Source organism: Pseudarthrobacter sp. NKDBFgelt, assembly GCF_046097905.1.
Taxonomy (GTDB): domain Bacteria; phylum Actinomycetota; class Actinomycetes; order Actinomycetales; family Micrococcaceae; genus Arthrobacter; species Arthrobacter polychromogenes.
Genome location: NZ_JBJURL010000092.1, coordinates 1 through 14,351 on the forward strand (window position 1 = coordinate 1; position 14,351 = coordinate 14,351).

Consider the following 14,351-nt stretch of genomic DNA (forward strand, 5'->3'; position numbering starts at 1 on the left):
GCTCCGGCCGTCCCGCCCGCAGCGGTCCCCGCCGCGCGTCGGCTCCGGCGTCCAACGAACGCCGCAGCCGCTAATCCCCACCAGTTCCCACATCGAGTGCTCCGTAGTTGTCGTTATGACGCGTCTAAACGACAGGTACGGAGCACTCGATGCCTTTAACAGCTACCAGCCGCGGGCGCGCCACTCCTCAAGGTGGGGCCGCTCGGCGCCCAGGGTAGTCGGCTTGCCGTGGCCCGGGTGCACCACGGTGTCATCCGGGTAGGCCCCGAACAGCCGCTGGGTTACGTCGTCCAACAGCTGGCTGAACCGTTCCGGGTCCTTCTGGGTGTTGCCCACACCCCCGGGGAACAGCGAATCACCGGAGAAGATGTGCACGGGTCCTTCGGGGCCCTCATAGGCGAAGGCAATCGAGCCGGGCGTGTGCCCGCGCAGGTGGACCGCCGTCAGCGCAAAGCCGTCCACGGCCACCCTGTCCCCATGCTCCAGGTTCCGGTCCACCGCAACAGGCAGCGCGCCGGCGTCGTCCGTTCCTGCGGCAGTTGGGGAGCCGGTGGCCTCCACGAGCTCCTTCAGCGCCCGGACGTGGTCCCAGTGCTGGTGCGTGGTGGCGATCAGAGCCAGCTTCGGCGTGGTGGACGTGTCCGCGGCGGCGTCGGCAAGCAGCCCCTGGATGGCCGGCGCATCATCCGCGGCGTCGATCAGCACCTGTTCGCCGCTGGCTTTGGCAGTCAACAGGTACACGTTGTTGTCCATCTCGCTGACCGAAATCCGGCGGATGGTGATGTCACGCAGGTCGTGAATGAGTGAGTCCATGGGGTTCAGTCTGGCCTAGTGACCGGACTCATAAAAGTCGGCCCTTCGGGAAACAGCTTGGTAGCGTCGAAAACCAAGCCACAGTCACTCATGGTGCGGGCTGCGGTTTTTCGGCGGTGTCCGAAAGCCAATGAGCCGACGTCGTCCGCACCACAGCCTCAAAACTGGAATGGGACACGATGAGCCAAAATGCAACGCCGCCCGCGTCCACCGCGGGAATGAAAAACGCTGATCCAAAGTCGCAGCAACCATCGGCAGGGAAGAACACGCCGGCCGCCGACGCCGGCCCCGAAGCCACCACCCGGGTGAATAAAGCCGTGTTCTTCGGCTCCGCTTTCGGGGTGCTCGGCATCGCCCTGTGGGCCATTGTTGCCAAAGACAACGCAGAAGCCGTGATCGGATCCATGGTGGGCTGGGTGTCCACCAACATGGGCTGGTACTACTTTCTGATCGTCACCGCGGTGGTGGTCTTCGTCCTGTTCGCGGCAGTGTCCCGTGTGGGCAGGACCAAGCTGGGCCCGGACCATTCCAAACCGCAGTTCGGAATGTTCACCTGGGCGGCCATGCTGTTCGCGGCCGGAATCGGCATCGACCTGATGTTCTTCTCCGTGTCCGAACCCGTCAGCCAGTACCTGGCTCCGCCGCAGGGGGAGGGCGGGACCGCCGAGGCCGCACGGCAGGCGCTCGTATGGACGCTGTTCCACTACGGCATCACGGGCTGGGCCCTGTACGCCCTGATGGGGCTGGCCCTGGGCTACTTCTCCTACCGCCACAACCTGCCGCTGAGCATCAGGTCCGCGCTCTATCCCATCTTCGGGAAGAAGATCGAAGGCCCGATGGGGCACGCGGTGGATATCGCCGCGCTGCTCGGCACCATCTTCGGCATCGCCACCTCGCTGGGCATCGGCGTCGTGCAGCTCAACTACGGGCTCAACTTCATGTTCGGCATCCCGGAGAACCTTGCCGTGCAGATCGGCCTGATCGCCCTGTCCGTGGTGATGGCCACGGTGTCCGTGGTGTCCGGCGTGGAAAAGGGCATCCGGCGGCTCTCGGAGCTTAACGTGATCCTGGCCGTGGCCCTGATGCTGTTCATCCTCGCCACCGGCAAGACGAACTTCCTGCTGGACGGGATCGTCCAGAACATCGGTGACGTGGTGAGCCGGTTCCCCGCCATGACCATGGATACATTTGCCTATGACAAGCCCACAGAGTGGATGAACGCGTGGACCCTGTTCTTCTGGGCGTGGTGGATTGCGTGGGCGCCCTTCGTGGGCCTGTTCCTGGCCCGCATCTCCCGCGGCCGCACCATCCGGCAGTTTGTGCTGGGCACCATGACAGTCCCCTTCCTCTTCATCGTGCTGTGGATCTCCATCTTCGGAAACTCCAGCCTTGACCTGGTCATGGGCGGCAACATGGCCTTCGGCGACGCTGCCATGAGCCATCCGGAGCGTGGGTTCTACAGCCTCCTGGCGGAGTACCCGGCTGTCCCCCTCACAGCGGCCGTAGCAACATTCACGGGGCTGCTGTTCTATGTGACATCGGCGGACTCCGGCGCCCTGGTGATGTCCAACTTCACCTCCCACCTGAAGGACGCGGATTCCGACGGGCCTGAATGGATGCGCGTGTTCTGGGCTGTGGCCACCGGGCTGCTGACCCTGGCCATGCTCACGGTCGGCGGGGTCACCACGCTGCAGAATGCCACGATCGTGATGGGCCTACCCCTGTCCCTGCTGCTCGTGTTCATCATGCTGGGCCTCTTTAAAGCCCTCCGGGTGGAGAACTCGCTCAACGACAGCTACCGCGCCAGCCTGCCCGGCATCATCACGGGCCGCTCCAGCGACCTGCGCGGTGGACGCACCTGGCGGCAACGGCTCAGCCGCGCCATGAGCTACCCCGGGCGGAGGCAGACCATCCGTTTCGCTGAAGCAGTTGCCGTCCCGGCGCTGCAGGAAGTTGAAGCCGAACTCAAAGCACAGGGTGCGGAGACGGCACTGACAGTGACCACCGTGGAACCCTGCGGCATCCGCAGCATCGACCTGCAGTTGCCCATGGGCGAGGAGCGGGCCTTCAAATACCAGATCTACCCGGTGCAGTACGAGACGCCCAGCTATGCCACGCGCAGGGCTGATCCGGACGACCACTACTACCGCATGGAGGTGTTCTCCCAGGAGGGCAGCTACGGCTACGACCTCATGGGCTACACCAAGGAACAGGTCATCACGGACGTCCTGGACCACTACGAACAGCACCTTGAATTCCTGCACCTGAACCGTGCAGCGCCCGGAAATACCGTCCTGGTTGAGGATCAGGTGGCAAAAGACAATTGGGAATCCGACTTCGACATGCAGGAGGAAACGAAATGAGCACTGCAACGCTTTACATCGGCGGCAGCTGGACCGCAGCGTCCGACGGCGGCACCCGGGACATCCATTGCCCGGCCGACGGCGAACTGGTGGGGTCTGTCTCGGAGGGGACCGCCGCGGATGCGGACCGTGCCGTGGAGGCGGCGAGGGCAGCCTTCGACTCCGGCGCGTGGTCCGGGAAGTCGGCGCTGGAGCGGGGCACGTTCCTGATCAGCGTCGCCAACCGGCTGCGGGAGCGCAAGGACGAGTTTGCCCGCGCCGAGACGCTGGACACCGGCAAGCGCCTGGTGGAAAGCGAAATCGACATGGACGACATCGCCAACTGCTTTGAGTACTTCGGCAAGCTTGCCGGCCAGGATTCAGGCCGCGTGGTGGATGCCGGCAGCGCCACGGTGGTGAGCCGGATCGAATACGAGCCCGTCGGCGTGTGCTCGCTGATCGCCCCGTGGAACTACCCGCTGCTGCAGGCCGCCTGGAAGATCGCCCCCGCGCTCGCCGCGGGCTGCAGCTTCGTCCTCAAGCCCAGCGAACTGACGCCGCACACCTCCATCCTGATGATGGAGGTCCTCCAGGAGCTGGGACTGCCCGACGGCGTCGCGAACCTTGTGCTGGGTGACGGCAGGACCGTGGGCCCCGTCCTGTCCGGCCATCAGGAGGTGGACCTGGTGTCCTTCACCGGCGGCCTGGAAACCGGGAAAGCCATCGCTGCCTCGGCGGCAGCGTCGGTCAAGAAAATCGCGCTGGAGCTAGGCGGCAAGAACCCCAACATCGTCTTCGCGGACGCCGATTTCGACGCCGCCCTGGACAACGCCCTCAATGCCGCATTCGTGCACTCCGGCCAGGTGTGCTCCGCCGGCGCCCGGCTGATCGTCGAGGAGTCCATCGCGGAGGAGTTCGTGGATGAGCTGGTGCGCCGGGCGGAGCAGATCCGCCTGGGCGGACCGTTCGATCCGGACGCCGAGACCGGCCCGCTGATCTCCGCCGCCCACCGCGACAAGGTCACGGCCTACGTCGAGAAGGGCATCGCCGAGGGCGCCCGGCTGCGCTGCGGCGGTGCGTGGGGAACCGGGGAGCTGGAGAAGGGCTTCTTCTACCTGCCCACCGTCCTGGACCAGGTCAAGAGCGGCATGTCCGTGGTGGTTGACGAGGCATTCGGCCCCGTGGTCACGGTGGAAACCTTCACCACCGAGGCGGAAGCCGTGAAACTCGGCAACGACACCCACTACGGCCTGGCCGGCGCCGTCTGGTCCCAGGACGCCGGCAAGTCCCAGCGGGTGGCCCGGGCGCTGCGCCACGGCACCATCTGGATCAACGATTTCCACCCTTACCTGCCGCAGGCGGAGTGGGGCGGGTTCGGCCAGTCCGGCGTCGGCCGCGAACTGGGGCCCACCGGCCTGGCCGAGTACCAGGAAGCCAAGCACGTCTACCAGAACATCGATCCGCAGGTCACCGGCTGGTTCGCGGACCACGCCGCCGCACCTGCAGGGAGGAACTAAGGCACATGGCAGCAAAGACGGAATTCGACTACATCGTGATCGGCGGCGGCTCCGCCGGGGCCGCCGTGGCATCGCGCCTGAGCGAGGACCCGGCCGTGGAGGTTGCCCTGGTGGAAGCCGGGCCCGATGACCGGAACCTTCCCGAGATCCTGCAACTGGACCGCTGGATGGAGCTGCTGGAGTCCGGCTACGACTGGGACTACCCCATCGAGGAGCAGGAAAACGGCAACTCCTTCATGCGGCATGCCCGGGCCAAGGTCATGGGCGGCTGTTCCAGCCACAACTCCTGCATCGCCTTCTGGGCGCCCCGCGAGGACATTGACGAGTGGGAGCAGAAGTTCGGCGCCACCGGCTGGAACTCGGACCTGGCCTTCCGGCTGTTCAAGCAGCTGGAAACCAATGAGGACGCCGGCCCCGACGCACCGCACCACGGCGACAGCGGCCCGGTGCACCTGATGAACGTCCCGGCGTCGGATCCCGCCGGCCGGGCCATGCTGGAAGCCTGCGAACAGTCCGGCATCCCGAAGGCGCAGTTCAACACCGGGGAAACGGTGATCAACGGCGCCGGGTTCTTCCAGATCAACCGCCGCGCGGACGGGACCCGGTCCTCCAGTTCGGTGTCCTACATCCACCCGATCATGGACCGCGCAAACTTCACGCTCATGACCGGGCTGCGGGCCAAGGAACTCACCTTCGACGCCGCCAACCGCTGCACCGGCATTGCCGTGGTGGACAATGCCTTTGCCAGGACGCATGAGCTCACCGCGCGGGCCGAGGTGATCGTTTCCACCGGAGCCATCGATTCCCCCAAGCTGCTGATGCTTTCGGGCATCGGCCCGGCCGCCCAGCTGGAGGAATTCGGCATCCCCGTCCGTGTGGACTCACCGGGCGTCGGCGAGCACCTGCAGGACCACCCCGAAGGCGTGATCCAGTGGGAGGCCAGGCAGCCCATGACGGAGACGTCCACGCAGTGGTGGGAGGCAGGCATTTTCACCACCACCGAGGAAGGCCTGGACCGGCCCGACCTGATGTTCCACTACGGCTCGGTGCCGTTCGACATGCACACGCTGCGGCAGGGTTTCCCCACAACGGAGAACGGTTTCTGCCTCACGCCCAACGTCACGCATGCCCGCAGCCGCGGAACCGTGAAACTGCGCAGCAAGGACTTCCGGGACAAGCCCAGGGTGGACCCCCGCTACTTCACCGACCCGGACGGCCACGACATGCGCGTGATGATCGCCGGGATCCGCAAGGCACGTGAGATTGCCGCGCAGCCGGCGCTGGCCGACTGGGTGGGAACCGAGCTGTACCCCGGCCCCGACATCCAGAGCGATGAGGAGATCACCGACTACATCCGGAAGACCCACAACACCGTGTACCACCCGGCAGGGACGGTCCGGATGGGCGCGGCCGACGACGGGATGTCACCGCTGGATCCCGAACTGCGCGTCAAGGGCGTCACCGGGCTGAGGGTGGCTGACGCCTCCGTCATGCCGGAGCTGACCACCGTGAACCCCAACATCACCACCATGATGATCGGCGAACGCTGTGCCGAGCTGGTCCGGGAAGCACGTTCCGCCTCCTGACCTGATGCGTGACGAAGGGCGGTCCCCTGCGGGGCCGCCCTTCGGCGTCGTGTGATGCTTTATTCCCGCCCTTCGGACACAAAGCTGGGGTCGGCTGAGCGGGAACCGACGACGGCGTCCGACGCTTCGCCGAGCGCGTCCAGGTGCGCCGGGGCCAGTTCCAGGTCCAGCGCGCCGAGGTTCTCGTGAATCCGGTGGGCTTTGCGGGTACCGGGGATGGGGACGACGGGCAGCCCCCGCTTCCTGCCCTGGGCGAGCAGCCAGGCGAGCGCAACCTGGGCCGGCGTCGCGTCCAGCTGGTCCGCCACGGCCTGCACCGTGTCCACCACCGCCTGGTTGGCGCCGGCGGCATCCGGGGCGAACCGGGGGATCCGGCGCCGGAAGTCGTTGTCCCCCAGGCTGGAGGCGTCGACGGTGCCGGTGAGGAATCCCCGGCCCAGCGGCGAGTACGGCACAAAACCGGTTCCCAGGGCGGCAGCGGCAGGGACAACGTTGCGTTCCACGTCGCGGCTCCAGATGGACCATTCGCTCTGGACCGCCGCAATGGGGTGCACGGCGCTGGCTTCCTCCAGCTCCCGGGCCGTCACCTCGGACAGCCCCAGGTGCCGGACCTTGCCCTGCTGCACCAGCTCCGCCATGGCTCCCACGGTTTCCGCCATGGGAACGCGGAGGTCGCGGCGGTGCATGTAGTAGAGGTCGATCACGTCTGTGCCCAGCCGGCGCAGGCTGCGGTCCACGGCCTGGCGGATGTAGTCGGCGTCGCCGCGGATGTCCGTGTAGCCGTCCGCCGGCGTGCCCACCAGCCCGAACTTGGTGGCCAGCTGGACCTCGTCCCGCCGCTCCTTCAGCAGCTGCGCGATCAGTTCCTCGTTGCTGCCCCCGCCGTAGATGTCTGCAGTGTCGATGAAGGTGACGCCGGAGTCGACGGCGTGGTGCAGCGTGCGGAGCGCGTCTTCCTGGTCCACCTCCCCGTACACGGGCGTCAGGGCCATGCCGCCGAAGCCGAGCGGGCTGACGTTGAGTCCGTCTCCGAGGGTTACCACATGTGCCATCAGTTCTCCTGTTTCTTCGCCATGCCATGACCGGCGCTGTTTCGAGATGCCGTTGGTAGTGGCAACTCCTTAGTGCCAGGGAATAATCCTGCTGGCCGCCGGGCGGGTGGCCTCGATCAGCATGGCGTTGGCCTCGTCCGGGCCGGCTGCCCAGGCTTCCGCCGCGGCCCGCTCCATCCCGAACGAGATGTGCCGTTCCACCAGCCGTTTCAGCCGCAGCGCCGGGGGGACATCAACAAACCAGACCTCGTCCAGCTGCGCCCGGATGTCCTTCCAGGGTTCCTGCTCGAACAACAGGTAGTTGCCTTCCGTGATCACCAGGGAAACTTCCGCGGGGATGGCGATGGACGCCGCCACCGGTTCATCGAGGGTGCGGCGGAACTCCGGCGCGTAGACCACTGCCTCATCCCGCCGCACCAGCCGGCGCAACAGAGACAGGTACCCGCCGGCGTCGAACGTGTCGATGGCACCCTTGCGCTGCCGCAGCGGCGTGCCCTCAATGACGGCGTTGCCCAGGTGGAAGCCGTCCATGGGTACCACCACAGCCTGCCCGGGCCCGAACTGCTGCTGCAGCCAGGCAGCGAACGTGGACTTGCCGGCGCCCGGCGCACCCGTGATGCCCAGCAGCATCCGCCGCCCGCCGCCCGGAGCGCCGCGCACGGCGCCGCGCAGTCCGGCGACGGCTGCGGCGATCTCAGGGAAGTCCATGGCAAAAGCCTAGACTGCGCGCCCAGGCACAAGCCGCTGAGTCTCCCCACCTTTCGCGGGGCGGATGGCGCGGCCGACGGCGTTTCGCCGGGGCACGCCGTCGTCCTGCCTTAAAGGTGGGGAGACTCAGCGGTGGAGATTCAGGTGGGCTGGGCCAGGGGCGTGCGCCTAGCCGAGCTGGAACACCGCCACGGTGCGGCCCGGAACGGTGAAGGTGCCGGTCGCAGGATCGTGGCTGGCCGTCTTGACCACGGGATCGATGCCGCCGGACTGGACCGGGTGCAGGACGTAGGCCGCACCTGCCGTCGCGGCAACCGTCTGGCTGACGGCGTCGTCGGCGGCGTTGAACACCACCACCAGCCCGCGCAGGTCCTTGTCCACGTCCGGGCCTACGGAATCGTCGATGTGCATGACCACCACGCCCGGAGCCTGTCCGGGACCGCCGTCGGGGAAGGACACCTTCTGCTGGACCAGGCCGGCCTCGCCGAGGTGGAACAGCGGTGTGCTCTTGCGGATCTGCAGGAGCTCGGCAGCCCGGCCGCGCGCTTCAGCAATCTCGCCGGGAGCCGGCTTCAGCGAAGGGTCCGCCAGCAGCGGGCGCATGTAGCCGTACTTGTCCTCGTTGTCCGCCTTGGGCGGCAGCCCGCGGCCGAAGCCATTGGTGCCGTCCGTGTGGTCCATGATGTTGAACCAGTCGCCCGAATCGTAGCTGTTGCGGTCCAGGGACTTGCTGCGCAGCGCCTCGCCGCCCGCGTGCCAGAAGGAGATGCCCTGGCCAAACGCGGTGGTGCTGAGGGCCAGGGTCTGCATCCGCGTCCGTTCAGCCATGGGGGTGTCCTGCGGCAGCTTCAGCGCAAGGGCATCAAAGAGCGTCTCGTTGTCATGGGCCTCCACATAGGTGACGGCCTCCTGCGGATCGCTGGTGTAGCCCGCCGGCGCACCGTTGTACGGCACGTCCGCCCCGGTGACGGTGGCGCCGGTGCGGTCAACAAAGGAGTAGTCCTTCAGGTTGCCTGTCAGGCCCACCTTCACCAGGTCCTGGGCCAGGAGGAGGGCTTCCTTCTGCTGTTCCGGGGTGCCGTTGGCCGGCGAATCATTGGGGTCCGTGTACAGGCCGGATCCGAAGCCCTGCACCCGGGGGTCGGGGTCGAAGGGGCCGCCGCCGCGGACGGCATCGCGCAGGCGGTCGTTGAAGGTGCCGATGCCGGTGCCGGCCATGTTCTCCTGGGTGGCCTGGACGAACCGGGCGTTGTTGGCAACCTCGCCGAAGTTCCAGCCCTCGCCGTACAGGGTGATGGCCTTGCCGTCCACACCGTCCTTGGCCAGGGTCAGCCTGTCCAGGGCCGCCCGGACGTCCAGCATGTTCTGCTTCGAGTGATGGCCCATGAGGTCAAAACGGAAGCCGTCCAGTTTGTAGGTCCTGGCCAGGGTCACCAGGGAATCGATCATGAGCTTGCCCATCATGGTGTTCTCGGTGGCCGTGTTGGCGCAGCAGGTGGACGTCTCAAGGGATCCGGTGCCGGGGTTGAGGCGGTGGTAGTAGCCCGGAACAATGCGGTCCAGGTTGTTGCTCCCGGACTGGCCGGCACTCGAGGTGTGGTTGTAGACAACATCCTGGATGACCCGCGCCCCGGCTGTGTTGAGGGCGGCCACCATCTCGCGGAACTCGGTGATCCTGGTGGCGCCGTCCGGATCGGTGGCGTAGGAGCCCTCCGGGGTTGTGTAGTGCAGGGGATCGTAGCCCCAGTTGAAGCCGTCCTTGGCAGCAGTCTCCGCGACGCAGGCCTGCTGCTCCTCCAAATCCGCCGGCAGGGCGGCGAGGTCGCAGGCCGGTTCCAGCTGCTCGCTGCGCCGTTCTTCAATGGTGCCGATGTCATTGACCGGCAGCAGGTGGACCGCGTTCATCCCGGCGTCCGTCAGCTCCCGGAGCCGCTGCATGCCGTTGCTGTTGGCGTCCGTGAAGGCTTTATAAGTGCCGCGGTGGGCATCCGGGACGGTCTCATCGGTGATGGAGAAATCGCGGACGTGGAGTTCGTAGAGGGAGAGGTCCTCGGGTTTGGTGAGGGCGGGCTTCTGCAGCTTCTTCCAGCCCTCCGGGGCCAGCGCCTTGTCCTCCAGGTCCACGAACAGGCTGCGCCCGGAGTTGGCGGAAAGGCCCACGCTGTAGGGGTCGGTGACCAGGTTCCGTTCAACCTGGCCGGTTTCCGGGACAAAGACTTCCACCTCGTACAGGTAGTAGGCGCCCTTCCAGTCTTTCTCACCGGTCAGGGACCAGACGCCGTCCTGCGCCGGTTCCATGGGGCGGCTGGAGACGGGATCCCCACCGGAGCCGGAAGCGTAGGTGTGGACGGTGACGCTGCGCGCTGTGGGCGCCCACAGGGACAGCTCCGGCCGGTTGCCCTTCCAGGCAAGTCCGAGTTCCCGCCCCGCCGCGCCCTGGTAGAGGCTGTCCAAAACCCCGGGGACCTGCACGCCGGTGGCGGCGGTGACCGAACCGTCCGCCCCGACTGCGGCAACGAGAAGCTGGCCCTTCAACAGGTCTTTGGCCCGCGCTGCGTCACCTGCCGCCAGCCGCAGGGAGGCGAACCCGGTCAGGTGGGGGTACTTGGCAGCCAGCCCCGCATCCAGGGTCTGGTTCGTCTTTTCGAGCGGTACGTAGCTGCCGCCGGTGACCTGTCCGTCCGCCACTGCCAGGCCGCCGTCGGGCGCGCTGTAAAGACGGTAGGTGGTTCCTTCCGCTGCGGGCGCCTCCCAGGCGATGGTGTCCGCCGACAGCCAGTGCGCTCCCGCCTCGGCGCCGAGGGTATCGGGGACATCGTCTGTGAGGGTGTGGCTGGCATGGTCGTAGGTGAAAGTCACCGGCCCGCCGGGGGCCTTGAGCACCAGGTCACCCCCGCCGGCTGCTCCACCTGCGCCGTAGTTTTCATCCCAGGAGTTGTTCAGGGCCACCTTCATTCCGTACGTTCCCGCGGGGATATCGAACGTGGCGCGGTAGAGCGTCGCGGAGCCTTCTACAGGCTGCAGCCTGCTGGCCGCGCAATCGGGCTGCCAGTCTCCGGGGCAGCCGACCTCGGACTGCAGGGAGCCGACGAGGGCCACGGCCTGGGGCACGGCGGTGTGGTCCGCGGAGGCCGGGAGGGCGAGGCCGCCCAGTGCCAGGGGAGTGGCGCAGGCCGCCGCCAAGGCGGCTGCCAGTTTTCTGTTGAGCGCAGGCGGGATGCCGGCTGCGGTGGACTTGTGGGACATGGAAGACCTTCCTTGGAAACGCCCCGGACGGCAACAGTGGGGAGCGGGGTGTCCCACGAGCCTAGGTTTCGTCCTGACTACACGTCAATGGTTTGCTGAAAATTTCACGCCTTGTTTTCATATTGGATGCGTCCCGGCTTCCGTACACTGGGAAGCACGAGACTTCCGGAATGCTGTTCCGGCGAAGGAGCACCATGAGCATGATCGGGAGCGGGGCGGAACCCGCCGCGGCCGAACGGCCAAAACTGGAAGACCTTGCGCGGAAGGTCGGCGTCAGCATTGCCACCGTTTCCCGCGTGGTCAACGGGCGAAAGGGCGTTTCCAGGGAGGTGCGCCAGGCAGTCCTCGCCGCCATGGACGATCTGGGCTATGAGCGGCCCGACCGCACCCGCAGCGCAGCCAGGGGGCAGGTGGGGATCATCGTCCCGGACCTCACCAACCCGATCTTCCCGGCCATCGCCCAGGCGGTGGTCTCCCTCCTCTCCCAGGAGGACTTCATCCCCGTCATCTGTGCACTGCCCGGCGGCGGCCGTTCAGAGGACGAGTACATCGAGATGCTCGTGGCCCAGGGCGCAGCCGGCATCATCTTCATCTGCAGCGCCCACGCGGACGGCCAGGCCAGCCTGGAGCGCTACCACCGACTGCGCGGCCGGGGCATCCCGTACGTCCTGGTCAACGGCCCCCGCCCCGAGCTTGGGGCGGCCTCGGTGTCCAATGACGACGCCGCCGCGATCAGGACGGCGGTCCAGCACCTGGCCAGCCTGGGGCACCGGAAGGTGGGGCTGGCAATCGGCCCGCACCGCTTCATTCCCAGCCGGCAAAAACTGGCAGGCTTCCGCTCTGCGCTTGCGGACTACCTGGGCGTTGACGATCCCGCACCCCACACCGCCACGAGCATGTACACGGTGGAAGGCGGCCAGAGCGCGGCCAACGAACTCCTGGATTCGGGCCACACGGCGATCGTGTGCGCATCCGACGTCATGGCGCTGGGTGCCATCCGCGCGGCACGGGCCAGGGGGCTGCGGGTGCCTGAGGACGTCTCCATCGTGGGCTTTGACGATTCCACGCTGATGGCCCTCACCGACCCGCCATTGACGACGCTCCGCCAGCCTGCCGCCGCGATCGCGCATGCTGCGGTGCATGCGCTCGCGGCGGACATGGCCGGTGAGCAGTCCTCGCACTCGCCGGTGGTCCTGGGGTCCGATCTCGTGCTGAGGGCCTCTACGGGTCCTTTGGCAGCGCCTTGAGGCCGGCGGCGCAGCCAACGATCCCGGCAATGAACACAACCTTCAGCACGCTGAACGGCTCCACACCGGTGGCCATCGCCCAGCCCACAGTCAGCGCGGCGCCCAGGCCCACCCACACGGCGTAGGCACTGCCCAGCGGGATGGTGCGGATGGCCCAGCCGAGGCCCAGCATGCTGAGGGTGGCTGTCACGGCGAAAACAAGGGTTGGGCCGGGCCTGCTGAAGCCGTCGGACAGCCCCAGGGCGGTGGCCCAGACCGCTTCGAGGACAGCCGAGGCCAGCAGCACCAGCCAGGGGAGTGAACGCCGCAGCATTACGCCACCACCTTCAGGCCAACCACGCACACAGCGATGCCGGACAGCAGGAGGAGGCGCGCCGCCGTCGGGCGTTCCACCTTGGTGACGATGGCGTAGGCGGAGGTCAGCACCACGCCCACCCCAACCCAGACCGCGTAGGCGGTGCCGGTGGGGATGGACTGCATTGCGATGGCAAGGCCGCCCGTGCTCGCGGCGACGGACACCAGGAAGAGTGCGGCCGGGGCGAGTCGCTTCCGTCCGGAAGCCTGGAAGGCGCGGTGCAGGGATGCGGCCCAGACGGCCTCGAGCGCACCGGAGAGAAGAAGTATTAACCACGACATGGCAGATCCTTTGGCCAGTCTTGTCGCGTTCCGGGTACTGAACCGTCGTCCGGAGGCTCAGGTGCGGAGCCTTGATTTCCAGAATAGCAACGCGCGACGGCGTCGGGCTCGTTTGGTGCCCAACCTCACCAACTGCCTGCTCACCCCAACTGGGTAGCGCTAAGTGTCGTTATGACCCTCCAAAACGACACTTAGCGCTACCCAGTTGGGCCCGGCGGGGGTTAGAGCGCCCCGCCGGCAGCCTCGGGGGCGGAGGAGTCCCGGCCGCCGTCGCCGATGGTTTCGCGGGCAATGAAGTTCTCGATGTCGAACAGGTTGTCAGCGCGCTCTGCGATGTTCACCAGGGTGGTCATGGACGCCACTTCCTCCACCTGCTCCTTCAGGAACCACAGCATGAACTGCTCGCCCAGGGCATCGTTTTCGCCGCGGGCAGCCCGGAACAGGTCCTCGATGTTGCGGGTGACTTCCTTCTCCTGCTGCAGCGCCAGGGCCAGCGGCTCGGTAACGGAAGCGAAGTCGTTGCGGACGGCCGGAACGCCGGGAATGGTGAAGGGGATGTCCCGGTCAAGCATGTACTGCACCATCATCATGGCGTGGTTCCGTTCCTCCACGGACTGGCGGTAGAAGTAGCGCGCCAGCTGGGGGAGGTCCTGGTTGGCGAACCAGGTGGCCACGGCTATGTACTGCTGCGACGCGGTGAACTCGTTGCCGATCTGGGTGGACAGGAGCGCATTGAACGATGAAGTGGTCATAGCCCGAGTCTAGGGACGGCCCGGGGGAGCCACCAGTGTGGAAAGGCTCTGCTTCTGCAAGGCAAGGCTGCCCTGTTCCGCGTGCCCCGTACCATCCAGCGAAGTGGCTCAGCCGGCCCGCTGCGCCAGGAGCTGTTCGACACGCTCCGGCGCGTAGAGGCTCTCTTCCACGAGTTTGCACAGTCCAACGGCCGTGGCCGTCCGGCTGTCCGCGGAGACAACCTCAAGGTCCACCAGGGATGGTTCAAAAGCGTCGTCGAGGATCTGCTGCCGGCAGGCTCCCAGGAAATCCGGAAGCACGCCCACCAGTCCGCCCACGGCGATCCGGCCGGGATTCAGCGTCCCCACCGTCGCTGCCAGCGCGCGTCCCAGCACCCCGTTCTCCCAGACGCCCACTGTGGCTGCAACCTTCGCCGAACCCCCGGCGTCGTTGTAGCCCACCACCACGGCGT

General features: G+C 67.0%; 11 protein-coding genes, 1 pseudogene and 1 riboswitch. Of the genes and pseudogenes, 4 read left to right on the plus strand and 8 right to left on the minus strand.

The annotated features are described in order from the left end of the window. Window positions 1-162 precede the first annotated feature (162 nt). Window positions 163-813 carry an MBL fold metallo-hydrolase gene (locus tag ACKAE7_RS18345; protein ID WP_190612702.1) on the minus strand — a complete coding sequence of 217 codons (651 nt, stop codon included), beginning with the start codon at window positions 811-813 and terminating at the stop codon, window positions 163-165. Window positions 814-992: 179 nt separating this feature from the next. On the opposite strand from ACKAE7_RS18345, the gene betT reads away from it, so the two are divergent. From betT to ACKAE7_RS18360, 3 genes are read left to right on the plus strand one after another with little or no spacing between them, the layout of a single operon-like run. Further along, a complete protein-coding gene (gene betT / locus ACKAE7_RS18350; RefSeq protein ID WP_408979952.1) occupies window positions 993-3,176 on the plus strand; it encodes a choline BCCT transporter BetT in 2,184 nt (727 codons plus the stop codon). Continuing rightward, window positions 3,173-4,672: an aldehyde dehydrogenase family protein gene (locus ACKAE7_RS18355; RefSeq protein WP_408979953.1), complete on the plus strand. Its 1,500-nt coding sequence runs from the start codon at window positions 3,173-3,175 to the stop codon at window positions 4,670-4,672. Before betT ends, ACKAE7_RS18355 begins: the two co-directional genes overlap by 4 nt. A gap of 5 nt (window positions 4,673-4,677) precedes the next feature. After that, window positions 4,678-6,258 (plus strand): GMC family oxidoreductase, encoded by a 1,581-nt coding sequence (locus tag ACKAE7_RS18360; RefSeq protein WP_408979954.1) that lies wholly within the window; start codon window positions 4,678-4,680, stop codon window positions 6,256-6,258. Window positions 6,259-6,317: 59 nt separating this feature from the next. Here the strand turns inward: ACKAE7_RS18360 and ACKAE7_RS18365 are convergent, their stop codons facing one another. The 3 genes from ACKAE7_RS18365 to pulA form a co-directional block, all read right to left on the minus strand. Next, window positions 6,318-7,310, minus strand: a complete 993-nt coding sequence (locus tag ACKAE7_RS18365) for an aldo/keto reductase (RefSeq protein ID WP_408979955.1) — start codon at window positions 7,308-7,310, stop codon at window positions 6,318-6,320. 69 nt (window positions 7,311-7,379) lie between these two features. Beyond that, window positions 7,380-8,018, minus strand: a complete 639-nt coding sequence (locus ACKAE7_RS18370) for a nucleoside/nucleotide kinase family protein (RefSeq protein WP_188812243.1) — start codon at window positions 8,016-8,018, stop codon at window positions 7,380-7,382. A gap of 168 nt (window positions 8,019-8,186) precedes the next feature. Further along, entirely contained in the window at window positions 8,187-11,264 is a 3,078-nt protein-coding gene (pulA, locus tag ACKAE7_RS18375) for a pullulanase-type alpha-1,6-glucosidase (protein ID WP_408979956.1), read from the minus strand. A 194-nt stretch (window positions 11,265-11,458) separates the two neighbouring features. On the opposite strand from pulA, the gene ACKAE7_RS18380 reads away from it, so the two are divergent. Then, complete coding sequence (locus ACKAE7_RS18380; RefSeq protein WP_408979957.1) at window positions 11,459-12,511, plus strand: LacI family DNA-binding transcriptional regulator; 1,053 nt, start codon at window positions 11,459-11,461, stop codon at window positions 12,509-12,511. On the opposite strand, the gene ACKAE7_RS18385 is transcribed toward ACKAE7_RS18380, so the two are convergent. The 4 genes and pseudogenes from ACKAE7_RS18385 to ACKAE7_RS18400 form a co-directional block, all read right to left on the minus strand. Beyond that, window positions 12,486-12,824 carry a multidrug efflux SMR transporter gene (locus ACKAE7_RS18385; protein ID WP_188812249.1) on the minus strand — a complete coding sequence of 113 codons (339 nt, stop codon included), beginning with the start codon at window positions 12,822-12,824 and terminating at the stop codon, window positions 12,486-12,488. The two genes, ACKAE7_RS18380 and ACKAE7_RS18385, sit on opposite strands and share 26 nt — an antisense overlap. After that, window positions 12,824-13,147 carry a multidrug efflux SMR transporter gene (locus ACKAE7_RS18390; RefSeq protein ID WP_104186470.1) on the minus strand — a complete coding sequence of 108 codons (324 nt, stop codon included), beginning with the start codon at window positions 13,145-13,147 and terminating at the stop codon, window positions 12,824-12,826. Before ACKAE7_RS18390 ends, ACKAE7_RS18385 begins: the two co-directional genes overlap by 1 nt. Window positions 13,148-13,156: 9 nt before the next feature. Then, window positions 13,157-13,222, minus strand: a riboswitch (guanidine-III (ykkC-III) riboswitch). A gap of 146 nt (window positions 13,223-13,368) precedes the next feature. Beyond that, on the minus strand, window positions 13,369-13,899 hold the full coding sequence (locus ACKAE7_RS18395; RefSeq protein WP_188812251.1) for a ferritin: 531 nt from the start codon (window positions 13,897-13,899) through the stop codon (window positions 13,369-13,371). A 108-nt stretch (window positions 13,900-14,007) separates the two neighbouring features. Then, window positions 14,008-14,351: pseudogene (locus ACKAE7_RS18400) on the minus strand (hypothetical protein); the annotation flags it as partial.

Excerpts from the sequence above, each read along its gene's own strand:
- pulA (WP_408979956.1), bottom strand. The coding sequence starts at position 11,264 with ATGTCCCACAAGTCCACCGCAGCCGGCATCCCGCCTGCGCTCAACAGA.
- ACKAE7_RS18395 (WP_188812251.1), bottom strand. The coding sequence starts at position 13,899 with ATGACCACTTCATCGTTCAATGCGCTCCTGTCCACCCAGATCGGCAAC.
- betT (WP_408979952.1), top strand. The coding sequence starts at position 993 with ATGAGCCAAAATGCAACGCCGCCCGCGTCCACCGCGGGAATGAAAAAC.
- ACKAE7_RS18360 (WP_408979954.1), top strand. The coding sequence starts at position 4,678 with ATGGCAGCAAAGACGGAATTCGACTACATCGTGATCGGCGGCGGCTCC.
- ACKAE7_RS18355 (WP_408979953.1), top strand. The coding sequence starts at position 3,173 with ATGAGCACTGCAACGCTTTACATCGGCGGCAGCTGGACCGCAGCGTCC.
- ACKAE7_RS18380 (WP_408979957.1), top strand. The coding sequence starts at position 11,459 with ATGAGCATGATCGGGAGCGGGGCGGAACCCGCCGCGGCCGAACGGCCA.
- ACKAE7_RS18390 (WP_104186470.1), bottom strand. The coding sequence starts at position 13,147 with ATGTCGTGGTTAATACTTCTTCTCTCCGGTGCGCTCGAGGCCGTCTGG.
- ACKAE7_RS18385 (WP_188812249.1), bottom strand. The coding sequence starts at position 12,824 with ATGCTGCGGCGTTCACTCCCCTGGCTGGTGCTGCTGGCCTCGGCTGTC.
- ACKAE7_RS18365 (WP_408979955.1), bottom strand. The coding sequence starts at position 7,310 with ATGGCACATGTGGTAACCCTCGGAGACGGACTCAACGTCAGCCCGCTC.
- ACKAE7_RS18345 (WP_190612702.1), bottom strand. The coding sequence starts at position 813 with ATGGACTCACTCATTCACGACCTGCGTGACATCACCATCCGCCGGATT.
- ACKAE7_RS18370 (WP_188812243.1), bottom strand. The coding sequence starts at position 8,018 with ATGGACTTCCCTGAGATCGCCGCAGCCGTCGCCGGACTGCGCGGCGCC.